Below are 26,014 nucleotides of genomic sequence, written 5' to 3' on the forward strand. Positions count from 1 at the left end.
CACTCTTCCTCAAAATATAAAAAAGAGACTACCGGATGATATAACGTCATCTGATAGTCTCTTTTTATTAAACTATTTCTCCGATTTCAACTGAGCAATTTGCTCTTTTTCCTTCGGATCAGCCTTAATCAGCTTATCGTACAAAGCTTTGTCATCTTGTCCCTGCTGTTGCAGAGCGACGATATAATAGCGAGCGACCTCACGATTTGTAGCATCACTCAGGTCGTCTTTCAAGCCGCTTTTGAGGATGCTTGCAGCCTCAGCAGGCTTACCTGACATGAACTCTATTTTACTAGTACTGAGCGCAATACCTGGAGTTACTTCAAAAGTACGTGTCAACTCAATTTCAGGTGGAACCGTCTTAATATGAGCTACCCCATCCAGAACCTTCTGATAAGCAGCAAGACCTGCTTGGAAATACTTCTGTTCTTTGGCGGTGTCTTTTTGCTCACGTGCCTTATTACCAATGGTGTAAGCTTGGGTAATCAACATATTGTACCAGTCATTGTCCCAGTTAAAGTTGGAAATGTTATTTTCCAAAATACTGAAGGCTTGCTCATTCTCACCTTTTGCTTTTAAAAGGTTAACTTTGGAGTTTAACATGATTTTATTATACGGTTCTGCCTTCAGGCCCGTATTTAGTACCTCTATTGCAGCGTTATAAAATTCCTCTTTTTTCGTTTGATCATAAACATTCTTGTACAGTGCAGCCAGTCTTATAACCGAATCCGGATGTGTAGGACGAAGCTCAAGATCTTTATTAATAGCACTTTGAATTTCCTCAAATGATGTGCTTACCGACATAACCTGTTTGGCATATACGGCAGCATTCGCTGATTGTACGAAGCGAAGACCTGCAAACAGAACGACGATGCTCAGGATACCTAAGACTGCACTGTACATGATCCGAAAACCGGAAGCACCCACAGACAAGCGTTTAAGAGGCTTGCTGTCCATAGCAGCGGCCATACCACCAAGACTCGTAAATATCAGTATGCCCATGAACACGTAGCTCAAATTAAAGTCCAGCAAGCTATGAAGTAAGATCGAGAGTGCCAAAATGAGATACAGGAAGTGAGAATCCCGTTCTTCATCATCTTGTCTAATATAGCTACGGATATATTTATAGAAAATATATAAGATAAATGACATGAAAATTACGAAGCCGAGAATGCCTACTTCAACTAAATACTGCATGAAAAAATTATGGGCCTGACGGCTAGTATAAGGATAATCCTGGTACTTTTCGTACAAAGTAGCCCAACCACCACCGCCGCTTCCAATAATAGGATGATCCTTAATCGATTTGACGGCATCCTGATAGAATACAAGTCGTTCCAGTACACTATGCTGTCGGAAATTGATATTTTCAAACCGGACCTGGACGTTTTCTGGCAGTACGCTGCGCAGGCCAGTTCCAATAAACAGAAAAGCCAGCAAGCCAATCACCACAACTGATCCGACAGGTAGCCACAGGTTGGATAACTTGCGGGAGGTCCACCCTTTGAGTGCATTCTCCAGCTTTGGTGCCAGATACCGTTCAACAAGCCACAGTACAACAGCGACAGCAAGGGAGATTCCAATAAGTATGCCCCAAGCCTTGGCAGCCTCTCCGCCGTTGTAGGTCTTATTGAGTTGTAATCCCATATTTGTAATCGGCGCCAAGATAGATATTGACGCTATACCAGCAATGGCGCAATGCAAAATCCATATAATTTGGCGTGCAGGTTTAAGGAAAAGCAAGAGCAGCACGAAAACGACTGGCAACATAACCAGACCGCCCCGTGACAAGGTCAGAAACAGCGAGACCAAAATGGGCACCAACATGAAACCATGAGTAGCCTTGCCATACCATGATTTTGATTTCATTAAACAAAATACGGCAGCGAATAGGAAAGCCATTAGAAAGGCGGCATATGTATTCGCATATTGAAATACTGATGTCAGCCGGAGACCATTTGTATCTGTCATAACTGCATTGATATAGCGATACTGATACACATATTGGGTAAACCAGCCTACCATTTTGCCAGCAAGCACCCACTGTCCGAACCAGTTAATAAAGCCAAAACCTACAATGATATAAGCAACAGTCATAATCAGGTTGTGAATAATCTTATTGCCTAAGCGATCCTGTAGTAGATAGATTGAGATGATAAACAGGGCAGCATATATGCACTGTACCACCACCATATTCATGGCCAGGTAATGCGAAGCTGCTGAAGTCAGTGAAAGCACATAAGTCAGGGGGAGCAGTAGTACTAATACAGCCAGCCAATCCCTTTGCTCTTCCAGCTTGAATTTCTTATAATAAGATACGATTGCCAGGATCAATAGAATCGAGGCGAAGATGACAGCCCAATAGAGCGGCTTTTCAAAATCAAGCATTTGCCCATTAAATAGTGCAGCCTGGAAGGGAGACCAAGCTAAAAACAGAATCATGCCAACAATTAACACCCAAAACATAGCCGGCCTTTTATCGTCACGGGTCGACGTTTTGGCCTGTTTCCCGTATACTGGATTCGACAAGGTTTACAATCTCCTTTTCTTGTAGATACGTCAACATTTTAGCATACCCTTTTAAAAGGAACCAGTTCACTATTAAAAATAGAGTAAACTAGTTTGACAAAAAAAGAACATACTATTAGTTAATTGTATTTGTAAAAGTAAGAATTGTATAAGGTGATAATGAAGTCGCTAATAATATGATCCCAAAGGTCTGAATACTCGTAATAAAATGTTGGAGGTAATTATAAAAATGCACTGTGCTACAAATAAAGTTTTAAAGTTTTTTCAGAGTGGAATAGATCGTACATGGATCACCATTTATTTAGTAGTCTTACTAATAGGGATGCTTTTAATTAACTCTACAATTAATCCTCTATGGATAGGTTTTATCAACTTATTTATATTTTTATTTCCTGTCTATTATCTGGTTTTCAGAATAATTAGGAAATTACTCTCTCCTGAACATATTCAAAAGATTTTTGATAAAAAAGTGATTATTAGCATTGTTATGATTTATACCTTAATTGGTTTATTTGTTGTGTCTTATAATTCCCAAGAAAGATTTGTTTATTTCTGGGATTTTTCTGGTTATTGGACTACCACAATAAGTTATACGGATATGTGGTTTAGTTCTCCAATAGATGCTATTACTAAAATTTATGCAAGTATTTTAAAGGATGAGTATAATGTAGTTCCTCAAGTACCATTAGTTTTGTTATTAAAATTGCTAGGTGCATCATTTCCAATGTTCACATTAAGCATATATATAGCATATGTTATTCCTTTTTTTTCATTGATAGGTGCTATGATTTTAAGAGTTATTTCTGATAATAATAAAGAAATTTCATCTAAAATTGTTATATTAATAATATCCTCTATAGCTTTGGTTACTTCAATTATTCAGCCTGTATTATCTGGTTATTTAGACTCAGCTGGTTTAATTGCTTGTATATTTATTACAGGAATTGTTTATTTAAGAGAAAAAAATCAAGTAAGGACTATTCCTTTCTATTTTACAATGATCTTCTTTTTAATCGGTCTGGCGTTTATTCGTAGGTGGTATGCTTATTGGATTCTAGGTTTCTTTATAGCTTATGGTTTAATTATCGTATACAGACTCATGTTTTCAAAAGGAGAAGAAAGAAAAAGAGCAATAGTATCTTTAAGGGATATATTTCTGATTGGGCTAAGTTGTTTAGTTATTTTGCTAGTAGGCTTTAGAGAATTTTTTACAAGAAGTTTGTATACAAACTATCAAGATCTTTATTCCGCCTATCAGAGCGGGGGATTACCTCATAATATTGAATTGTTGTTACAAAATTTTGGATGGTTAACATTAACAATATTAATTATAGGAATTATAGAGGGGTGGATAAGAAATAAAAAATTAAGGCCTTTTATATTCGGTTTAGTTATACAAATGGTTATCTCTTTTTACTTATTCGTGAGAGTACAGTCTATGGGACAACAGCACTATTATATACTAGTGCCAAGTTTGACAGTTTTGTTTGCTTTGGGTGTATTCAGTTTGACTAAATTGTCTGGTCGAGACTGGTATAAGATTATTGTGTCTTGCTTAATAATGATATTATTAATAGGTAATTTTTCGCATTCTTTCATTAGACAGCAGCTCCCTTTGTTAAAGAATTTCAACGGGATATATACTTCTAACCAAACATATCCAAGAGTTAGAACTGACTTAGAGCAGCTAAGATTAATTTCTTCATACTTAAATGAACTGTCTCGAAACGAAAAACCTATTTATGTGATATCAAGTTCCTTTATTTTTAATGATGATATTTTAAGGAAATTATCTATGCCTGATAATCTTAATCCTGTCCCTTCACTAATAGGTGTCAGTCATGTTGATAAAAGGGATGGATTACCCAAAGGATTCTTACAAGCAGAAATAGTAGTTGTTGCTGATCCAATTCAATATCATTTAAATCCTGATGACCAAAGAGTAATTGGAGAACTTGCCAAGCCATTCTTACACAATACAGGTATAGGAAAGTCTTTTCTTTTGAAGAAAACTTTTACTATTTCTGAAGGCATAAAAATCAATGTTTATGAGAAAAAAGAGGCCTTAAAAGAAAGTGATGTATTAGCTTTGGAAGAAAAATTTCAGGAATGGTATCCTAATTTAAAAGAAAAATTTAAGTTTGAAACTGAATAGTAAAAGATAGTGATCGAATGCAATCGATTGTCTCTTTATTTAATTACAGTAAGGATTTGGTAAATGGTACAACTTGATAATTAAGACATACGAAAGGGGCTGTTAGAGATTTCTAGCAGTCTCTTTTGTTTGTAAGAGATCATATTCTATATCTATTTTTGGTAGCTATCTAGGGCCTGTACGCAAACTGTACAACTCGTAGAAATCTAGTAAAATAAGGCACATGAGACGAAGATACGAGTTAACGGATGAAGAATGGAATATAGTTGACCCCCTGTTGCCCCCAGCCCGAAAAAAACAGGGAGGACGTCCGCCCAAGGATCGGCGCCAGATGCTCAATGCCGTGCTTTGGGTTGCTCGAACGGGCGCGCCATGGCGGGATTTACCGAGTTACTATGGCCCTTGGTCTTCAGCCTACAGCTTTTTCTGGCGGCTACAAAAAGCGAATATTTGGGGTGAAATACTGAAGCATGTCGCCATCGAGCCGGATTGGGAGCAGGTCATGGTCGATGCCACCATCGTCCGCGTCCATCAACATGGAGCGGGCGCAAAAGGGGGCAGGACCGGCAAGCAATCGGACGTTCGCGCGGAGGATTAACTACCAAAATTCATGCGATGGTGGATGCGCTCGGCTATCCGCTGCGTTTCGAATTGACGCCAGGACAAGACCACGATTCTGTCACCGGCTATCGCCTTCTTCATGAACTGGACTTCTGCCCGGGCGAAGTGTTGGCTGATCGCGCCTACGATACCAATGCCATTCTGGAGCTTTTGCAAAGCCGAGCGATCACTCCGGTTATCCCAAGCAAACGCAATCGGCGGGTAAAGCGCCCGTTAGATTCTGAAACGTATAAAGAGCGACACTTAATTGAATGCTTTTTCAACAAAGTAAAAAACTATCGACGCTTGGCCACTCGCTATGAAAAAACAGCGAACATGTTCATGGCTTTTTTGACGCTGCTTTCAATTCGTTTATGGCTCAAATAGGTTTGCGTACAGGCCCTAGGTTCTTATATTCTTAATAAAGATGCTTAATTCCTAATTTCATTATTTACATGGCTAAGTGATATGATTGCTGAAATGATATATATCTAGTGCCTCTTAATCTATTCGACAAATTAAACATAGATCTATTCTTTGATCGTGAAAGGGAGTTAAGCTTTTGAGTACCATTAATGAAAGAAATCGAACTGTGGATATTCTTCGATTTATAGCTATAGTAAGTATTATAATAGCCCATGCTTCGCCCAATGAATTATTATTTCGAATTAGAAATTTTGATGTAGTACTTATGGTGTTACTCATGGGTGCTTCTTTTAATATTAGTCAAAAAGAACATCCAGTTATTTATAATTCATATATACTAAAAAGGTTTAAAAGATTAATTTTTAGCACGTGGATTTTTTTGACAGCTTTCTTTGCGCTATTTTATTTGATTTCTAACTTTTCAAGAAAAAATTTATTTTTTGATACAAAAACAATTGTGTTATCTTTTTCTTTTAATGGGGGTATAGGGTATGTCTGGATCATGTATGTTTTCTTTGTAGTTTCCCTTTTCAGTCCACTCTTTCTTCAGTTAAGTGAAAAAATTGAGAGCAATAATAAATATTTATTATTGTTGATTTTTCTCTATGTGATTTACCATTACTCAGTTAATTTGAATAGATTACTACCTGTTATTTTAGGTGGGAATCTGCAAAATTATATTCTCACACCATTTGGCTATTGTTTAATCGCTGCAGTAGGAATAAGATTTAAAAACTTAAATAAAAAAGAGATATTGATGATGACTGGTGGATTTTTATCAATGTTTCTTATCTTCATGTTATTTTACAAATTTAAATCTACTCAGGATTTCAAATACCCTCCCACTATTTATTATATAAGTTATGGATTGTTTATGAGTTTTATTTTGTATTTAATTGTTAACCAAAAATGGGTTCAAAATTTAATTTTCAATCGTTTTGTATTTTTCTATTCTAAAGTATCGTTAAATCTTTACTTTTTTCATATTATCTCGATATATACACTGAATTTTTACGGAGAAAATATTCCCTTGATTTCAGAATATTTTATTGCACGATTCTTGTTTATTATTTCTAGCGCAATGCTAATGACCTATCTGTATGAGTGTTTAATTACAAATTGGTTGATGAGGCGCGTCTTGAAAAAAATATAAAATGTATTAATTTTTACTGATCATTATTACAGAACAAAAATATCTTAAATTAGAAATCGTCTGGATGCTTAATAGATATTTGTTTGGAAGTAATGTGATCAGGAAATCAGATTTAAAACAATACTTTCATATTTTAATAAAAACAAGGCAAGGAACTCTAGTTCTAGCCTTGTTTTTATTTTTGTGATCGTTAATCTTTTTAGTTAATTTAAAATTATTATAAAAATTGGAAATCATTATATCTGCTAATTAGTTCGGAGTATAAATTACCCATCTTCATTGTTTTTTAGGGAGTTAGAAGATTAAGTGCTGTCCTTAGTAAAATCAAATGATTTAATATTTACAAAGCGGTGAAAGGTCGCTCAGCAAAAAAAAGAAGAGTAAACCAATAATTAACATTTGGAAAACAGTGCTCCGCTCACTCTCACGGGTCGACGTTTTTGTATGTTTCCCGTATACTGAATTGGACAGTCTTCTTTTCCTAGTTACGTTAGGTTTATTCTGGTACTTAGCTTTATTGGAAAGATGACAAAATGGGGATTGGATAACATAAGAGTATACGTTTAATTATCTGTATGATCGTAAATTTTTAGAAAATAAGCTTAATAAACAACTGCCGACGGCAGGAGGTAACCATTTTGAATTCTAATTTTAACTATACGCAAACCCCTGGTAGAGTAAAACTAGCTAATTATACAAATAACAATGAGCACCCTTTGATCAGCATAATTACCCCTTTTTATAATTCAAAGGAGTATTTTTCTCAAACTTTTAATAGTGTAGTAAATCAAACTTTTCCCTATTTTGAATGGATTATTGTAGATGATGGAAGCATTGACAAAGAAGCTATTTCGTTATTGAATGAGCTAGCGGAAGCTGAGAAGCGTATCCGAATCTTTCATATCGAAAATGTTGGACCATCTGCTGCAAGAAACTATGCGATTAACCAATCGCGAGCAGAAATTGTTGTACCGCTTGATGCAGATGATTTGATTGAACCTACTTATTTAGAATGTGTCTATTGGTCATTGTACACTAATCCGGAAGCAAGCTGGAGCTATACAGATAGTATAGGTTTTCAGAATGAAGAGTATCTGTGGAAGAAACCTTTTAATTCAAAACTGATGAAAGTTGAAAATTTATTAACCTGTACTGCTGGAATACGAAAAAAAGATTTATACGAAGTCGGTTTATATACAACTAGTGAAACTTATTTTAATGAAGATTGGCATTTATGGCTTAAGTTGTTGAATGCTAAGAAATTTCCTGTTCATATGGGATGGTACGGATTTTGGTATCGACGAAGTAATAATGGTGTCTTAGGACATTTGAAATCCAATAGAAGTGATCAAAAAAAGTCTTCTTATTTAATTAAAGATATTGGTAGAAGTATTACTGATATCAAAGCAATTGAATTTCCTAGATACAATCTAAAAAAGGGATTTCCTAAACCTCGAAAATGGGATTGGGATAGGGCTCCAATCAGTGTGAGTACCAAAACCAAAGTATTAATGATTCTTCCTCATATGGTAATGGGAGGGGCAGATTTATTTAATTTAGACATTGTTTCTAGGATCAATAAACAGAAATTTGAATTATCAATCATTACAACCAATCCTGGGGATTCGACATGGAGACAACGGTTTGAAAAACATGTTACTGATATATTCGATCTGACAACTTTTTTGGATATAGAATATTGGGGTTCATTCATTCATTATTATATAACCTCTAGAAAAATAGATATCTTGTTTATTTCAAACAGCTACTTTGGATACTATTTAATCCCTTGGTTGAGAAAAGAGTTTCCCGATATATCTATCATTGATTATGTCCATATGGAAGAATGGTATTGGCGTGCAGGAGGCTATGCAAGGACTTCAGGGGCTTTTGGTGATTTTATAGAAAAAACCTACGTATGTAATGATCATCTAAGGCATGTCATGATTGAATCCTTTGATAAAAAAGATCATGAAGTAGAAACAGTTTATATAGGTGTTGATGAAGAAGAATTTAATCCAGATTATACGAAGGAAGGTCACATCAGGGTAGATCTTAATATCAGCCAGGACCAGCCTTTGATTTTGTTTCCATGTAGGCTTCATCCACAAAAGAGACCGTTCTTAATGGTCGAAATTGTAAAAAGGCTAAAAGTGCTGTTGCCTGATGTTATTGTAGTTGTTGTAGGAGATGGTCCTCAATGGGATGAACTACTGACCGTTATAAAAAAAGAAAAACTACAGCACTCGATATATTGCGTTGGACGGAAGGATGACATGAGGCCTTATTACCGAGATAGTCAGGTCACACTAGTTTGCTCGCTTAAAGAAGGGCTAAGCTTAACAGCTTATGAATCGTTAGCTATGGGAGTACCTGTAGTTACCTCAGATGTTGGGGGACAGAAGGAGCTAATCAATAATGAAGTGGGAAGGGTGATACCACTTTATCAAAGTGAAGAGGCTGACCTAGATAATCGTCATTTTATGAAAAAAGAAGTGGATGAATATGTAGCTGCTCTTTTTGATATTCTTAGTATGGCAAAGGCAGATAAAGAAAAAATGGGCAAACAATGTCGTGAAAGAATTGAACAGGACTTTACGAAAACGAATATGGTCCGTTTCTTCGAGGAGGAATTCACAGCATGGAAATATCAGCGCAGTAAAGAAGAAAACAAGAGGATGTCTGAGTATCTTAAAACTTTTCCCAGACTAATTGATGATTATATATCTTTGTATATAGAGTATGAAATTACTGCAATATCTAGTAATAGAGCGTTCCAATTTCTAAGTTATGTCAAACAAGTATTAACTCTAAAGAAGAACCCGATATCTTTGATAAAGGATATTATCTATTTTAGCAAGAATAAGTATTACTTGAAACGTTATCTATATCGTTTCAAGTCCAATTCATTATTCCGTTATCTTACTAAATTAATCAAAATTAATAGGTAATATGTTATGACCTACTTGGGGGTAATTATGCAAATTATACAGAAATATTTCATGAACTTTAGTAAATATCGTTATTTGTTGAAGCAACTTGTTATCAACGATATTAAAATAAAGTATCGTCGTTCAATTTTAGGGGTGATTTGGAGTGTCCTTCAACCTTTGATGATGATGATCGTTTTAACTATGGTATTTGCTTCGCTATTTAAAAGTAATATACCACATTTTGCTGTATATGTCTTAACAGGAAGGATTATTTGGGATCTTTTTTCAAGCGGAACTATTATGGCGATGGATTCGGTAGTCAGTAATGCTTCGTTAATTAAAAAAGTTTATATTCCAAAATATATTTTTCCACTTTCCAAATGTTTCTCTTCATTAGTTAATACTGCATTTGCGTTAATAGCATTAGTTATAGTTGCGATAGTTAGTGGTGGAGTGAAATTTACTCCTAATCTTTTTTTAATTCCAATTCCTCTGCTCTACACATTTTTATTTGGTGTTGGATTGAGTTTTATTCTATCAGCATATACGGTTTTCTTTAGAGACTTGAAATACTTATACGAAGTTCTTCTTACTGCATGGATGTATTTTACACCTCAGTTTTTCCCAATGAGTATTATACCTAATAATCTGAAAATAGTTTTCGAGTTAAATCCACTATACTATACTCTTCAGATGTTTAGGGATGTTGTTATGTACGGAGTTACACCTACTTTACAACAACATTTGATTTGTGCCTCAATAGGAATTGTGACGTTAATTATTGGGCTTCTAGTTTTTAGAAGAAAACAAGATGACTTTATTCTATATATATAAATGGATGTGATATTAAATGAGTAGGGAATTGGCAATAGAGGTTAAAGATGTATCTATGACTTTTAATATGAGTGAGGAAAAAATAGATAACTTAAAGGAACACATTTTGAAATTAATTAAAGGCCAGCTTTTTTATCAGGAGTTTAATGCGCTGAAAAATATTTCTTTTGATATAAAAAAAGGCGAAGTTTTTGGGTTGGTAGGATTAAATGGTGCTGGTAAGAGCACATTACTCAAGATCATTGCGGGAGTTTTAAAACCTACTTCTGGTAGGGTAGTTGTTAATGGAACAATAGCTCCTTTAATAGAGTTAAGTGCAGGGTTTAACCTCGATTTAACAGGTAGAGAAAACATATTTTTAAATGGTGCGGTGTTCGGTCACTCTAACAAATTTATGAGTGAATGCTTTGAGAGAATTGTTGACTTTTCAGAGCTACATGATTTTATAGATGTACCTTTGAAAAATTATTCATCAGGCATGTTAGCCAGACTTGCATTCTCTATAGCAACAATTGTAGATCCAGATATATTAATAGTAGACGAAGTTTTGTCTGTTGGTGATTTTAGGTTTCAGGAAAAATGTGAGGCATATATATCTTCACTAATAAATAAAGGCACTACCGTTTTATTTGTTTCACACTCTATGAAACAAGTCGAAAAATTATGTCAAAGAGCTTTATTGTTGAATAAAGGAGAGCTTGTTCTTGTTGATGAAATATCCAAGGTTGTAGAAACATACAAAAATATATCCTAGGTGATTATAGTGAATAAGGTCTCTATTGTGGTACGAACTAAAGACAGGCCTCTTCTCCTTAAAAGGGCAATTAATAGTATCTTGTCGCAAACTTATGCAGACTGGGAAATAGTACTTGTAAATTCAGGAGAGGATAAAGAATTAATTGAGTCAATCATTCATGATTTCAAATCAAAAAGTTCGAATGATATTATACTTTTTCATATAAAAAGTAATCTTCATATAGATGAATTAATTAACTTTGGGGTTTCGAAAAGTACCGGATATTATGTCACACTTTTAGATGATGATGACACCTGGGATGCTTCCTTTTTAGATGAATGCATTTCGTTATTAGATGAAAACAAGGGAATAGACGGCGCTGTAACTCAGACTAATATCATTGAGGAAACATTAGAGGCTAATAAAATTTGTTTTATAAACAGTTATGTCTTCAATAACAGGCTGCAAAAAATTTCTGGTTGGAAAATAGCAAGATGTAACTTGTTTACAACTAATTCATTTGTCTACAAAAGAGAGGCGTATGACAGGATAGGGGGATATCGTAAAGATATACCTTTGCTGGGAGATTGGGAATTTAATATGCGTTTTTTTCTGAAACATAAAATCGTTGTTATACCGAAAGCCTTAGCTAACTATCACAAAAGGATAGATGCTGGGAATAATAGTGGAAAATTCTATGCGAATACCTCATTAACTAAACATCTTAGATACGACCGTATAATTAGAAGAGAATATCTCAAGCAAGGGGTAACGAATGGTCCCTTCCTTTTCTGCCTTTTAGTTTATCTTTTTGGTTATATAAATGTGATGATTAAATTGACCAAGAGTTTCATTTATCGTAAGTGAAAAACGAAAATACTTCAATGATAGTACTTTACTATCATTGAAGTTGAGGGGGAACATTGCGTGAAAATAGCAATTGCGGGAACTGGATATGTTGGGTTGGTTACTGGTATATGTTTGGCTGAAATAGGGCATGAGGTAGTTTGTATAGATAAAAATCAAACGAAAATCGAACTATTAAAATCAGGGATGCCCCCTTTTTATGAAAATGGATTAGAGGGTCTATTGAAAAAGAACCATAATATACAATTCACTTCTGACTTTAAGACTGCTTATAAAGAGGCAGAGATTATATTTATAGCAGTAGAGACACCAGAAAATGTCGATGGTTCTGCAAATTTGACTTATGTATATGAAGTTTCAAAAGAAATAATTAACAACCTTCAGCATGATTGTACTGTAGTGCTTAAATCAACAGTTCCTGTAGGAACAAGTGATGAAATTGAAGAGTTTATGAAAAAAAATATACACAACAATATTAATGTTGAAGTATTATCTAACCCAGAATTTTTATCTCAAGGGACAGCAATTAAAGATACAATGGAAGCTAGTCGTATTATTATTGGTGCTAATTCGACAGAAGCAGCTAACATACTGAAGCAGGTTTACGAACCTTTTAATAGACCATTTGTAGTAACAAGTCGAACTAGCGCAGAAATGATTAAATATGCTTCTAATGACTTCTTAGCTCTAAAAATATCCTTCATCAATGACATAGCTAACTTATGTGAACTGGTAGGTGCAGATATTGAAGATGTTACTAAAGGTATGAGTTTTGATGAGAGAATAGGAGCAAAATTTTTAAGGGCAGGAGTAGGATACGGTGGATCCTGCTTTCCCAAGGATACTAAGTCACTACACTGGTTATCAAAAGACCGTGGTTACGAGTTAAAGACAGTCAGAGCAGCTATAGAAGTTAATGAATTACAAAAAACAAGATTGATCCAGAAAGCTAAAAAACAATTTGTCTCATTTGATGGAATTAGGGTTACTGTACTTGGACTAACGTTTAAACCAGGTACTGATGACTTGCGAGAAGCACCATCTATAAATAATATTGATATTTTACTGAATGAGGGCGCAATTGTTACTGTTTATGATCCGGTGGGAATGGAAAATGTGAAAAAGATGTACTCTAATAAGATTACATATGCCCAAACACCTGAAAGCGCACTCCAAGATTCTGAAGTCTGCTTTATCTTTACAGAGTGGGAACAGATAAAGCAAATTTCACCTAGCCAGTTTAAAAAAAATATGAAAACACCAAATGTTTATGATGGGCGAAATTGTTATAGAATATCTGATATGATTGATGCAGGAGTTAATTATATTTCAATAGGAAGACCCTGAAAATTTTTAGGAGGTGTTTGGTTATATGGATTACAAGATCAGTGTAATTGTACCAATATATAATGTTGAAAAATATCTCCCTGAAGCAATCGATTCTATTAAAAGGCAAACAATTGGATTCAATAACATAGAGGTTATCTTGGTTGATGATAACTCTACTGATAAAAGCAAGAATATCGCTGATCAATTTGCAAGTGAGAATCCTAATGTCATCTCTATACCCTTGAGTAGCAGTAGTGGAGCAGCTGGAAAACCACGGAATATAGGCATTAAGAATGCAAGCGCAGAATATATAATGTTTTTAGACCCAGATGACTACTACACTGATAATGCCTGTGATTTACTTTATCAGAAAATATCTGAAAAAAATACTGATTTTGCTTTTGCTTCATACAGGACTATATCAGAAGACGGAAGTATCATTTTGGATAATGTGTTACCGAAGGGATTTCCTGATGAAATTGATTCAAAAACTATAGAAGAAAATCAACAGTTGTTAGAAATAGCCCCTTCAATATGGACGAAAATTTATAAAAAATCATTTGTAGAAAACAACAATATTGAATTTCCTGAGAAAATTGTTTCCCAAGACTTTGTATTCAATATTCATGCTATGTTAAGTGCTAGGGGGATATATTTCTTTAATGATATTGTGTATAACTATAGAATTAGAAATAAAGACAGTAAATCAATTAGTTATATATTGAATGAAAATTATTTTGATGGAATTAACAAAAGCCAATTAATGGCGTATGAACTTTTTAGAAAATTTAACAAGGAACATCTTTTTAACATCATTTTAGCTAAATATTTGGATTTTAATATTAAAAATATTTTTTTCAGTCAGTTAATATCTAATTCGCAAAAAAAAGATATTATTCATAAAATGTACTGGTTTTTTGAACAATGCTTTGAAAAGAAAATTAAGCCTAAAGAAAAGTTAAATGAGAAGTTGTATGCTTTAATTTTTGAAAAAAAATATAATGAAGCTTTGGATCTATATAATCATATTTACCCTCTTATTTCAGAATATGAGGAATGGATAGTGAAACAAGAGGAAGGTAAAAAGTGGCTGGAAGATCAGCTCGCAAAACTTGAATCTAATCTTATTGCAAAAGAAAATATCATTATCGATTTAAAAAAATATAATAACGAATTGATAGAAGGAAATAAATGGTTAGAGGGGAAACTCAGTGAAAGTAAAGAAAGTATCTCTTCACAAATTAATGTCATAGAAGATATGAAAAACTGGATTAATGAACTTGAAAAAGGAAAAGGTTGGCTCCAAACTCAACTTGATAATTATAAAAAAGAAGTAGAAAACCTAAATATTATTATTGATGATTTGAAAATGTGGAATCAGCAGCTTATAGAAGCCAAAGAGAGCCTGGAGAAGGAAAATAATGATAAGTGATAAAGGAGATTTTGGAAATTGAATTATAACTATGAACAGCAGCCGGGAATAAAAATGAGTAAGAAAAAATGGGGTTACACTGAAGCTCCTTTAGTCAGCGTTATTACGCCGTTTTATAATAGCGCCCAATATATAGAACAGACAGCAAACAGTTTATTTAATCAAACCTTCCCCTATTTTGAATGGATTATTGTGAACGATGGAAGTACTAATAAAATGGATGTTGAGAAGCTTGCTGTACTTGCTGAAAGTGATACTAGAATTTTACTGCATCATCAGGAAAATGGTGGGCCATCTGCTGCTCGCAATAAAGCTGTTGAATTGTCTTCTTCTGAAATAATTATACCTCTTGATGCTGATGATTTACTTGATCCTACTTATATTGAGTGTGTATATTGGTCTCTTCATTGTAACCCTCAAGCTAGTTGGACATATAGTGACAGCTTAGGGTTTGGAACTCAGGAGTACCTTTGGAAGAAAAACTTTAATGCTCAGCAAATGAAAACTGAAAACTTGCTTACATGCACAGCAGGGATCAGAAAAAAGGACTTTTTCGAAGTTGGGGGATACGACGTTTCAGAAAGTCTGCACTACGAGGACTGGGCTCTCTGGCTAAAGCTACTTTCAAAGGGGAAATATCCAGTACACATGGGTTGGTATGGTTTCTGGTATCGAAAGACCGATACAGGTGGTTTAGCGAATACTAGCAGAAATGCAGATAAGCATGAACATGCTATGAGTATTATAAAAAAATTAGGGAAAAAAGTTGATACCAATGTTCAGGCTATTGAGTTTCCAAGATTCAGAGGGGTGAATTTTGAAAAACCTCGAAAATGGGACTGGTCTAGAAATAGGCTTGATTTTAATAATAAAATAAAAATGCTCATGATCTTACCTCATATGGTTATGGGTGGAGCTGACCTTTTTAATCTCGATATTGTATCTCGTTTGAATAAAGAGGAATTTGAAGTGTCGGTAATTACTACTAATCCAGGGGATTCGACATGGAGACAAAGATTTGAAAAACATACAAATGATATTTTTGACTTAACTACATTTCTTGATGTTAAAGATTGGAGTGCATTTATCCATTACTTTATAAAAACAAGAAAAATAGATGTTGTAATGGTTTCAAATAGTTACTATGGATACTATCTAATCCCATGGTTAAAAAAAGAGTTTCCGCAGCTTAAAATCATTGATTATGTACACATGGAAGAAATGGGATGGAGAGCTGGTGGTTATGCAAGAACTTCCGCTGTAGTTAGTGATATAATTGATAAGACTTATGTATGTAATGATCATCTAAGGGAACTGATGATACAAACATTTAATAGGAAACCAAGCGATGTAGAAACTTTATATATAGGCGTAGACATAGATGATTATAACCCTGCTAAATATCCTAAATTATCAGTTAAAGATAAGTTAGGAATTAGCGCAGAACGTCCTGTTGTGTTATTTCCGTGTAGGATAGCTGAGCAAAAAAGGCCATTTTTAATGATTGCTATAGCAAAAGAGGTTGTGAAGAAAATCCCGGATATTGCATTTTTTGTTGTCGGAGATGGCCCTCAGCTAGAGGAAATCAAGCAAAAAATCAAAAATGAAAAGCTTGAAGATAATGTTTATCTTTTAGGAAGGCAAAACGATATGAAGCCCTTTTATAAGGACAGTGATCTGACATTGATATGTTCTATTAGAGAAGGGCTGGCATTAACCGCATATGAATCATTAGCAATGGGAGTGCCTGTTATTAGTTCAGATGTAGGCGGACAAAAAGAACTTGTTGATGATGAAGTTGGGAAAATCCTCCCATTTTTACAAGAAAGAACAGAATTTATTGATATAGAGGTTAGTAAAGAGTACAGTCGAAACGAAATAAATCAATATGTTGAGGCTATTGAATCACTTTTAAGAAATAATGATCAATACAACACAATTAGCAAAAATGCTAGAGAAAGAATTATAGATAAGTTTGATAAAAATAATATGATTAAGACTTTAGAAGTGGTATTAGTGAACTTATTAAATAACAAATGTGAGGATGAAAAAGTTCACAACTTAAAATCGTTATCTAATTTAATTGATGATTATCTTACGTTGTATTGTGAATTTCTACAGCGCGAGGCTGATCTTGAGTGGATATGGAATGAAAGAAATAGATACAATTTGGATGTGAGGTCAAATGATTTAAATAATGTAAATAATAATTCGATTACTGAAGCTGCTTCCTTATTGGAGTTACAAAAAATTTATAGTATGAGATCATGGAAATTGATTGGAAAATATCAAAATTTTATGGACAACTCCCGAATTGGTTTATTGCTTAGTAAATTAAGAAATTTTGTATTGAAAGTTAAATGATAAATAAAGATGTAAAGGAGATTTACATGAAAGGTATAATTCTTGCAGGCGGGACTGGTTCTCGCCTTTTTCCTTTAACCAAGGTAACTAATAAGCATTTGCTTCCTGTCGGTAAGTATCCCATGATCTTTCATTCCATATATAAGCTGAAAAAAGCCGATATTATGGATATTCTTATTGTAACAGGTAAAGAACATATGGGGGATGTTGTAAATTTGCTTGGAAGCGGTCGCGATATGGGCGTAACCTTTACTTATAAGGTGCAAGACGAAGCCGGTGGTATTGCCCAAGCATTATACTTGGCAAAACAATTTGTTGGCACGGATCAGATGGTTGTCATTTTAGGAGACAATGTGTTTGAAGATGATATCTCTCCGTTTGTGGAAAATTTTCGTGAACAGAATGTCGGTGCTAAATTATTATTGCAAAAGGTTCATGACCCGCAGCGATTTGGTGTGGCAGAAATTCAAAATCAACGTATTCTATCTATAGAAGAAAAACCCCAGGTACCTAAAAGTGATTATGCAGTTACGGGTATTTACATGTTTGACCACAGAGTGTTTGATATTGTTAAAACACTAAAACCTTCGACACGTGGAGAATTGGAAATCACGGACGTAAATAATGCATATATTGCTAACGGAACATTGACCTATGATATTCTTCAAGGTTGGTGGACGGATGCAGGAACGCATACTTCGCTTGCAAGAGCAAATGAACTTGCGCAAAACATTATATTTGGTGAGGAATTTGGTAAATTAAAGCTTTAAAGGGAAGTTTCACAGCATTGAGGGAAGGAGGTATAGTATGAAGGTGATACCTTTAAGATTGGCAGGCGCCAGTGTAATAGAGCCAATTGTTCATGGTGATCAACGTGGTTTTTTTATGGAAAGTTATAATCAACAGGTAATGCAAGATGAGGGGATTACTCATACGTTTATTCAGGATAACCAATCACTTTCTGCTGATGCAGGAGTTATACGTGGGTTGCATTACCAATTAAATCCGAAGGCACAAACTAAACTTATCAGGGTACTCACAGGTGCTATCTATGATGTGATTCTGGACATTCGAATAAGTTCTCCTACGTTCGGACAATGGATGAGTGTCATTCTAAGTGAGTATAATCATCGCCAGTTACTGGTACCTAAGGGGTTTGCTCATGGTTTTTGTACGCTTGTCCCAAATACGCAGGTGTTGTATAAAGTTGATGAATATTACTCTCCTTTACACGACAGAGGGATACTGTGGAATGACCCTACACTGAGTATTGATTGGCCTACCTCTAAGGCGATACTTTCAGAGAAGGATAAACAGCAGCCATTACTGAAAGATGCGGAAATCAATTTTAATTAAAAATTAATATGAAAATTAATATTTTGTATGCTTTTGAGCTAAGAAGATGAGTCAGAAGTCTAATATTACATTGCTCAGCATAGGAGGCTTTATGAAACTCTTTGTTACCGGCGGTGCCGGATTTATTGGCAGTAACTTTGTATTGTATATGTTGAAACAGCACCCCGATTACGAAATTGTGAATATTGATGCTCTTACGTATGCGGGTAACCTTGAAAATTTGAAATCCATTGAAAACCACCCTAAACACACCTTCGTAAAAGCAGATATTACTGATGCACAAGTGATTGACCAACTGATGCAGCAGGGAATTGATGTGGTGGTGAATTTTGCGGCAGAGTCGCATGTGGATCGGAGTATTTTGGCGCCGGAAGTGTTTGTAAAAACAAACGTACTGGGCACGCAGGTGCTGCTTAACGCCGCCAAGAAAAATAATGTGACCAAATTTGTACAGGTATCAACAGATGAAGTATACGGTTCTCTGGGTGAAACAGGACTGTTCACAGAGGAAACTCCGTTGCAGCCTAATAGTCCCTATTCTGCCTCCAAGGCAGGCGGTGATCTGTTAGTTCGTGCATATCATGAAACCTTTGGTTTGCCAGTGAATATCACGCGTTGTTCTAACAACTATGGTCCATATCAGTTCCCAGAAAAACTAATCCCTCTAATGATCTCCCGTGCACTGAGCGATCAACAGCTTCCAGTATACGGGGATGGCTTGAACATTCGCGATTGGTTGTATGTAGAGGATCATTGCAGTGCAATTGATCTGGTCATTCATCAGGGAAAACTGGGTGAAGTATACAATATCGGGGGAAATAACGAGCGAACGAATGTGCATATCGTCAAAACGATATTGGAGGAGCTGGGCAAGCCAGAATCTCTAATATCGTATGTACAGGATCGTCCGGGTCATGATCGCCGTTACGGTATTGACCCGAGCAAAACCATGAACGAGCTGGGTTGGAAGCCCAAGCACTCTTTTGAGACCGGCATTAAAGAAACGATTCGCTGGTACTTGGACAATGAGGAATGGTGGACCCGCATTCAATCCGGTGAATATCAGCAATATTATGCAAAGCAGTATGGTTCCCGCTTGGAGGATGCGTAGAATGAAGGTATTGGTTACTGGAGCATCTGGCCAACTCGGCAAGGATGTGGTAAAGGTCTTCCAAGAGCAGGGACATGATGTTGTTGGCTATGATCGGGAACAGCTGGATATTACGGATATGGACCAGACGATGAAAATAGTAGGACAATATCAGTCTGATGCCATAATCCACTGTGCAGCGTATACAGCGGTGGATGCGGCGGAGACTGATATGGATACAGCTTATCAAGTAAATGCGGCAGGAACACGTAATATGGTACTGGCTGCAGAAGAAGTAGGAGCTAAACTGGTTTATATCAGTACAGATTATGTATTTGATGGGACCGCCGAGCAGCCTTATCACGAATATGATAATACGAATCCACAGAGTATCTATGGGAAGTCCAAACGGGCGGGAGAGGTGTTAACCGAGACGCTTTCCTCTAGGTACTTTATTGTTCGTACGTCATGGGTCTATGGGTTGTACGGGAACAATTTCGTTAAAACCATGTTGAAGCTTGGACAAGAGAAGTCGCAGCTTCAGGTGGTAAATGATCAGAAGGGTTCACCTACCTATACGGTGGATTTGGCACGTTTTTTGGCGGAATTGATTCAAACGGAGAAGTATGGCGTATATCATGCATCCAATAGCGGTTCTTGCACCTGGTATGAATTTACACAAGCAATTTTTCAAGATGCGATAGAATTTCTAGGCACTAAAATTAGGGCCACCTTGGAGCCATGTAGTACGGAACAATTTCCTAGACCTGCAGCTCGCCCGCGTAATTCGGTTATGGAGCATATTGCAATCCGGACGAATGGGCTGCGTGATTTGCGTGATTGGCGTGAAGCATTGCGGGATTTCCTGAAAGAGTATATTAGCTAATCATAACTAATTCTGCTAACTCAAGTGAAAATTCAAAATAGTCTTACCTTAGGTAGTACTGATTTCAAATAAGTTATTTGAAAGTCGGGTTGATACTCGACTTTTTTTATTTTATTGAAACATTTTCCATGTTGCTGCGTCTGATAGATATAATGTAAACACTTTGCTGATTACAACAACTCTTTGAAATTATACTGGTTTGAACTATGATAGGTATAAGGACAATTGGAGTATATACGCCAAAATCTTATAAATGAGGAACTTGTAATCTATGATTAAATCCGTAAGTGTTCATATTGTAACGTATAACAGTGAAGAAGATATCAAAGAGTGCTTAAAGGCTGTCAGTATGCAAAGCTACCCCCTACAAGCAGTGGTTGTTATAGATAACCAGTCTAAGGATCATACGAAAGATAAGGTTAAAGAAGTAGCCCATTTGTTTGGTTCAAAACTCAAATTCATCCCTAATGTTCAAAATGTCGGTTTTGCACCTGGTCATAATCAGGCTATAGCGTTGAACGATACGGATTACGTGCTAGTACTTAATCCAGATGTTACTATAGGCTCTGATTACGTTGAGCGCTTGGTTGCAGTGATGGAGCACAATCAGCACATAGGAAGTGCTACAGGTCAATTACTGCGTAAGGCGAACCGGGAGATGATCGATAGCACGGGTATTGTTATGAATTCTGCTAGAAGAGCCTTTGATCGTGGAGCAGGAGAACCTTCAGTACTGTGGTCTGAATCAGGGAAAGTATTTGGCGTTTCTGGTGCAGCTGCGATGTACTCCAGGCGAATGATTAATGATATCGCTCTAAATGGGGAGTTTTATGATGATAGTTTTTTTGCGTACAAAGAAGATGTGGATGTGGCGTGGCGGGCAGCCTTACTTGGCTGGGAGGCTTACTATGATGCTCGAGCGATAGCCTACCATGAACGTGGTTGGAAGGAAGCGAGTCGTACATCCCAAACATTGTTTGTGCGAAGACTTTCATATATTAATCGTTATAAGATGATATATAAAAATGATACTTTCTCAAATTGGATGAAAAATATTATTTCTCTCCTTTCATATGAGATAGCAAGTAATCTCTATTTCCTTTTCAGAGAGCCAAAAGTGCTAGTAGCTTGGAAGACTTTTTTCAAAGAACTGCCCGAGCTTAGGGAGAAAAGAAGTCAACTTAGAAAGAAGATTGCCCTTCGTCATCATCAAGATAAATCAAAAATTCAATAAATACATTGATTTACTGAAAAACCCATCGAATGCGTGTTCCTTTTTGGAAATATATAGTATAATTGAAACGTGCAACCGATAGAGCTGGCAAGGGCGGTCGGCTAACTCTCCCGAGGAGGGGGGTGAAGCCTGTGACAGTGTTTGAGGCGCTCAGTTTAATGCTGACGTTCGGGGCGTTAATCGTCACACTGTTAGAGTTTAACAAACGAAAATAGACCGCCCCCGCAAGGAAGGGTCTATTTTCGGCCTGATTGTTCTAAAACCGTCCGCTCTTGGAGCGTTGGTTGCGCGGGGCTGGCTGGCACCAGCCCTTTTTCCATGTATATCTTACCACGATGAAATTTAGACCTCAACCGAGGATTTTACAAAAATCTAATAAACGACTTCCAATGAACAATATATAGATCAAAATGGTTTCGTTTGTCTATATTTGCACTTTGGAGCGACTGGAATCGAATTTTGTGAAATTCTACTAACTATGCAAGGTTACAAGTTATGTGCTTTTTTGCGCCCCGTGGCCTGCGCGGTATGCTATAATAGGCGATAGTAGAATAGATTACTGAATTTGTCAGGAGCGTTTTAAATATGGATGTAAGCATACTGGTCGTCAACTATAATACGTGTCGATTGACGCTGGATTGTTTGCAGTCAGTGTATGCGTCAAAGACGCAGTATCGATATGAAGTGATTGTTATCGATAATCACTCCAGTGACGGGTCTGTTGAGGCTATTCGTGCTGCGTACCCGGATATTACATTGATAGCTAATAAGGATAATACAGGGTTTGCCAAGGCGAACAATCAGGGGATGGAAGTAGCTAGCGGGCGTTATGTATTGCTATTGAACTCCGATACGTTGGTGCAGCCGGATACGCTGGATACAATGATTCAGTTTATGGATACACACCCGGAGATGGGGGCATCGGGCTGTAAGGTCATTCTGCCGGATGGCTCGCTAGACAAGGCTTGTAAGCGAGGGTTTCCAACGCCGTCGGCGTCTTTTTACTATGCTTTCGGCTGGTCGAAGCGTTACCCGGATAACCCGAAGTACAACCAATATCAGCTTGGGCATCTAAGCCCCGATGATGAGTATCCTGTAGATGTACTGGTTGGTGCTTTTATCCTGGTGCGTAAGGAGACGATTGACCAGGTCGGCGGATTGGACGAAACCTTTTTTATGTATGGTGAGGATATAGACTGGTGTTATCGGATTAAACAAGCCGGTTGGGGCATTTACTACTACCCACGCACATATATTATTCATATCAAAGGAGGCAGTGCTCGCCGTCGTCCTTTGAAAATTATTTATGAGTTTCATAGAGCGATGTGGGTATTTCATCGTAAGCATTATAAACAGCAATACAGCTGGATCACCAACATGGCTGTATATACGGGAATTACGGTGAAGTTTGGAATGGCTTTTCTTAAAAATAAGTTGTCTGCACCGGTTAAGCCGGACGGCGGGGAACAATCTCGTACTGAGGTGAAAGCATGATACGCAGAAATCAGCGTTTTTTAACCCAATTATATATTGTGGCGGATTTCGCGGTCATTCAGTTATCTTTTCTGATCGCTTGGTTTTTCAAATTTGAAAGTGAATGGATCACTTATAAAGAGCCGCTTCCTATTCAAGTATATGGAGGGTGGAGCTTAATATACGGTCTGATTGCTGTAGTGCTGGGGATGTTATTCTCACTCTATTCGCCAAAGCGCAAAAAGAGGTTTGCAGATGATGTATTTCGCGTTACCCAGATTCACATTGTTGGTCTGTTTGTGCTGTTGAGTGTAATGTTTTTCGTAAAGCAAATCGACATCTCGCGGTCCTACCTGGCGATCTATATGGTTGGTAATGTGCTGATTATTTTGTTTTATCGTTATTTTTTGAAGCAAATTCTTAAAATTCTCCGTCAAAAAGGATACAATAAGCAATTCATGCTCATTCTTGGAGCAGGTTCTTTAGGCCAACGATTTTATCATAATCTTGGACAATATCCTGATTTAGGTTATGAAGTAGTGGGATTTCTAGATGATAAACGGCATTGGAACGAAGAGGAAGAAGCTCATTTTCGTCCGATTCTTGGAGGATTAGATCAGTTGGAGGCAACGCTGTCACGCCTGATGATTGATGAGGTCATTCTGGCGCTGCCGCTGGATGCTCATGATAAGTATCCCAAGATTATCAACATGTGTGAAAAGGCTGGAGTACGCACGCTTATTATTCCCGATTTCTTTGATTATTTGCCGGCACGACCTTACTTTGACAACTTTGCAGGTATGCCGATGATCAATGTACGAGATATTCCACTGGATGTAGCAGGGAATCGATTGTTTAAGCGTCTGTTTGATATTTTATTTTCTTTATTCGCCATTATTCTGACCTCTCCCATTATGCTGGCCGTGGCGATTGGTGTGAAGGTCACATCGAGAGGCCCCATTATTTTTAAGCAGGAGCGGGTAGGCTTGAATCGTCGCACCTTCCGGATGTACAAATTTCGTTCGATGAGGGTACTGCCACCTGGAACTGAAGATACGGGCTGGACGACTGCTAATGACCCAAGACGCACACGTTTTGGTACTTTTATTCGTAAAACGAGTCTCGATGAGCTGCCACAGTTTTTCAACGTACTGTTAGGTGATATGAGTGTCGTTGGTCCACGTCCGGAACGGCCCTATTATGTGGATCAATTCCGTGAGGAAATTCCAAAATACATGGTGAAGCATCATGTTCGTCCTGGAATTACAGGTTGGGCACAGAGTAACGGTTTACGTGGAGATACATCTATTGAGGAACGGATTAAGCACGACATCTTCTATATTGAGAACTGGTCGCTCTTATTCGATATTAAAATTATTTTTCGTACAATCCGTAACGGCTTCAAAAACGCTTATTAATTCAGAGCGCCCTTCGGCTTAGCCGGAGGGTATTTTTGTGTCTATTACACTTCCATAGCCAACGTCCCGAGATTTCAATAATAAGGCCAATGAATACGCGCTTCACCAGTTCAGTACTATTTTGCCTACTTATATGTACATTTTTTAGTTCAGCTGATATAGATCTGTTTTGAGTAGGTGTATGTAGGGTATTGACCTGTACGAAAAGGATGTGACACCCTATGAAACGAGTGATTGCTGCGGTTATTCTTTTAATGTTAATCGGTACATTTTTACTGGCTTACAAAGGACAATCTACAGAAGAACATACTGGCTTTACCACACACCGCGTAATTTCGCATGCCATGGGAGCCGTTGATGGTTTGGCTTATACCAATGCGCGTGAAGCGTTTGTAGAAAATTATAAAAAAGGCAGCCGTGTATTCGAGGTCGACCTGATGTTTACTTCGGATGGACATTTGGTGGCACGCCATGAATGGACAGAATCCTTTACAAAACAAATGCAACAGGAACACGCAGTTGCTACAGAGCAGGGCGGAAAGCCCTGGAGCTATTATCAATTTAAAAACACCCCTATACACGGTTCCTATACTCCACTAGATTGGAAGGATGTATTGGATTTATTGGAAAAGTACCCGGATGCCTATATTGTGACCGATACGAAAGAGCAGGACTCTGCCCAAATCAAACGGTTGTTTGCACAACTGACCCTTCAGGCTCAGGAGAAAAATCCCGAACTTTTATCTCGTATTGTCCCTCAAATTTATAATGAGGAAATGCTGCAAACATTGCGGAGTATCTATCCTTATACATCCATTATTTATACGCTCTATGCTACAGAGGATACGGATGACCAGATCATTCAATTTGTTCAACAACATGATATAACGGCAGTAACTTTACCGGAAAATCGCGTGAGTGGTGCCTTAGTTGAAAGTCTGCGTCAGGCAGGGGCAGTGTGCTATGTAAATACGATTAACGAGTTGAAGGATGCTACTGAGTACGAACAGATGGGTGTAAGAGGTTTCTATACAGATGTTTTAACGGAAAAAGAACTTAGTAGAGGCAGTTGGTTGTATGCGCTGAGACCATAAGCTGTCTGAACTCGGTGTTCCCATTTGATACGAACATTGACACCTTTTAAGCACTGTCATAGACTTAGCATAGAACGCTTTTGGATATTAAAATTCGGCTCGTCT

19 protein-coding genes and 1 pseudogene are annotated in these 26,014 nt (G+C 36.9%); 19 read left to right on the forward strand and 1 reads right to left on the reverse strand.

The annotated features are described in order from the left end of the window. Nucleotides 1-72 precede the first annotated feature (72 nt). Nucleotides 73-2,529: an O-antigen ligase family protein gene (locus tag C0638_RS10605; protein ID WP_058712207.1), complete on the reverse strand. Its 2,457-nt coding sequence runs from the start codon at nt 2,527-2,529 to the stop codon at nt 73-75. A gap of 229 nt (nt 2,530-2,758) precedes the next feature. Between C0638_RS10605 and C0638_RS10610 the strand changes: the two genes are divergently transcribed. The 19 genes and pseudogenes from C0638_RS10610 (at nt 2,759) to C0638_RS10695 (ending at nt 25,909) form a co-directional block, all read left to right on the forward strand. Next, nucleotides 2,759-4,684, forward strand: a complete 1,926-nt coding sequence (locus C0638_RS10610) for a hypothetical protein (RefSeq protein ID WP_102163477.1) — start codon at nt 2,759-2,761, stop codon at nt 4,682-4,684. A 223-nt stretch (nt 4,685-4,907) separates the two neighbouring features. Further along, nucleotides 4,908-5,671 (forward strand): annotated as a pseudogene (locus C0638_RS10615) (IS5 family transposase). 175 nt (nt 5,672-5,846) lie between these two features. Next, on the forward strand, nt 5,847-6,863 hold the full coding sequence (locus tag C0638_RS10620; protein ID WP_102163479.1) for an acyltransferase family protein: 1,017 nt from the start codon (nt 5,847-5,849) through the stop codon (nt 6,861-6,863). 638 nt (nt 6,864-7,501) lie between these two features. Then, the gene (locus C0638_RS10625; protein WP_102163481.1) at nt 7,502-9,814 is read left to right on the forward strand and encodes a glycosyltransferase; all 2,313 of its coding nucleotides are present in this window, start codon (nt 7,502-7,504) and stop codon (nt 9,812-9,814) included. Nucleotides 9,815-9,841: 27 nt separating this feature from the next. Beyond that, nucleotides 9,842-10,630 (forward strand): ABC transporter permease, encoded by a 789-nt coding sequence (locus tag C0638_RS10630; RefSeq protein WP_233902306.1) that lies wholly within the window; start codon nt 9,842-9,844, stop codon nt 10,628-10,630. A gap of 16 nt (nt 10,631-10,646) precedes the next feature. Then, a complete protein-coding gene (locus C0638_RS10635) occupies nt 10,647-11,384 on the forward strand; it encodes an ABC transporter ATP-binding protein (RefSeq protein WP_058712616.1) in 738 nt (245 codons plus the stop codon). A gap of 9 nt (nt 11,385-11,393) precedes the next feature. Continuing rightward, nucleotides 11,394-12,233 carry a glycosyltransferase gene (locus C0638_RS10640; RefSeq protein ID WP_058712617.1) on the forward strand — a complete coding sequence of 280 codons (840 nt, stop codon included), beginning with the start codon at nt 11,394-11,396 and terminating at the stop codon, nt 12,231-12,233. Nucleotides 12,234-12,293: 60 nt separating this feature from the next. Further along, nucleotides 12,294-13,580, forward strand: coding sequence for a UDP-glucose dehydrogenase family protein (locus C0638_RS10645; RefSeq protein WP_058712618.1), 1,287 nt, complete (start codon nt 12,294-12,296; stop codon nt 13,578-13,580). A 25-nt stretch (nt 13,581-13,605) separates the two neighbouring features. Next, the gene (locus C0638_RS10650) at nt 13,606-14,994 is read left to right on the forward strand and encodes a glycosyltransferase family 2 protein (protein ID WP_102163483.1); all 1,389 of its coding nucleotides are present in this window, start codon (nt 13,606-13,608) and stop codon (nt 14,992-14,994) included. 18 nt (nt 14,995-15,012) lie between these two features. After that, nucleotides 15,013-17,358 (forward strand): glycosyltransferase, encoded by a 2,346-nt coding sequence (locus C0638_RS10655; RefSeq protein ID WP_102163485.1) that lies wholly within the window; start codon nt 15,013-15,015, stop codon nt 17,356-17,358. Between the two features lie 26 nt (nt 17,359-17,384). Then, entirely contained in the window at nt 17,385-18,128 is a 744-nt protein-coding gene (locus tag C0638_RS10660; protein WP_058712587.1) for a sugar phosphate nucleotidyltransferase, read from the forward strand. A 37-nt stretch (nt 18,129-18,165) separates the two neighbouring features. Beyond that, nucleotides 18,166-18,714, forward strand: coding sequence for a dTDP-4-dehydrorhamnose 3,5-epimerase (gene rfbC / locus C0638_RS10665; RefSeq protein WP_058712586.1), 549 nt, complete (start codon nt 18,166-18,168; stop codon nt 18,712-18,714). Nucleotides 18,715-18,805: 91 nt separating this feature from the next. Beyond that, nucleotides 18,806-19,825 (forward strand): dTDP-glucose 4,6-dehydratase, encoded by a 1,020-nt coding sequence (gene rfbB / locus C0638_RS10670; RefSeq protein ID WP_058712585.1) that lies wholly within the window; start codon nt 18,806-18,808, stop codon nt 19,823-19,825. A 1-nt stretch (nt 19,826) separates the two neighbouring features. Continuing rightward, the gene (gene rfbD / locus C0638_RS10675; protein WP_058712584.1) at nt 19,827-20,690 is read left to right on the forward strand and encodes a dTDP-4-dehydrorhamnose reductase; all 864 of its coding nucleotides are present in this window, start codon (nt 19,827-19,829) and stop codon (nt 20,688-20,690) included. 271 nt (nt 20,691-20,961) lie between these two features. Beyond that, a complete protein-coding gene (locus C0638_RS10680; RefSeq protein ID WP_102163487.1) occupies nt 20,962-21,924 on the forward strand; it encodes a glycosyltransferase family 2 protein in 963 nt (320 codons plus the stop codon). A gap of 158 nt (nt 21,925-22,082) precedes the next feature. After that, nucleotides 22,083-22,139, forward strand: a complete 57-nt coding sequence (locus C0638_RS26155; RefSeq protein WP_413782955.1) for a hypothetical protein — start codon at nt 22,083-22,085, stop codon at nt 22,137-22,139. A gap of 370 nt (nt 22,140-22,509) precedes the next feature. Beyond that, entirely contained in the window at nt 22,510-23,418 is a 909-nt protein-coding gene (locus C0638_RS10685; RefSeq protein ID WP_058712367.1) for a glycosyltransferase family 2 protein, read from the forward strand. Beyond that, nucleotides 23,415-24,815, forward strand: a complete 1,401-nt coding sequence (locus tag C0638_RS10690; RefSeq protein ID WP_013373301.1) for an undecaprenyl-phosphate glucose phosphotransferase — start codon at nt 23,415-23,417, stop codon at nt 24,813-24,815. The genes C0638_RS10685 and C0638_RS10690 overlap by 4 nt, the downstream gene beginning before the upstream one ends. Before the next feature lie 221 nt (nt 24,816-25,036). Next, on the forward strand, nt 25,037-25,909 hold the full coding sequence (locus C0638_RS10695; RefSeq protein ID WP_102163489.1) for a phosphatidylinositol-specific phospholipase C/glycerophosphodiester phosphodiesterase family protein: 873 nt from the start codon (nt 25,037-25,039) through the stop codon (nt 25,907-25,909). The last annotated feature ends 105 nt before the right edge of the window (nt 25,910-26,014 follow it).

Origin of the sequence: Paenibacillus sp. lzh-N1 (genome assembly GCF_002872435.1) — a bacterium.
Lineage (GTDB): Bacteria > Bacillota > Bacilli > Paenibacillales > Paenibacillaceae > Paenibacillus > Paenibacillus polymyxa_C.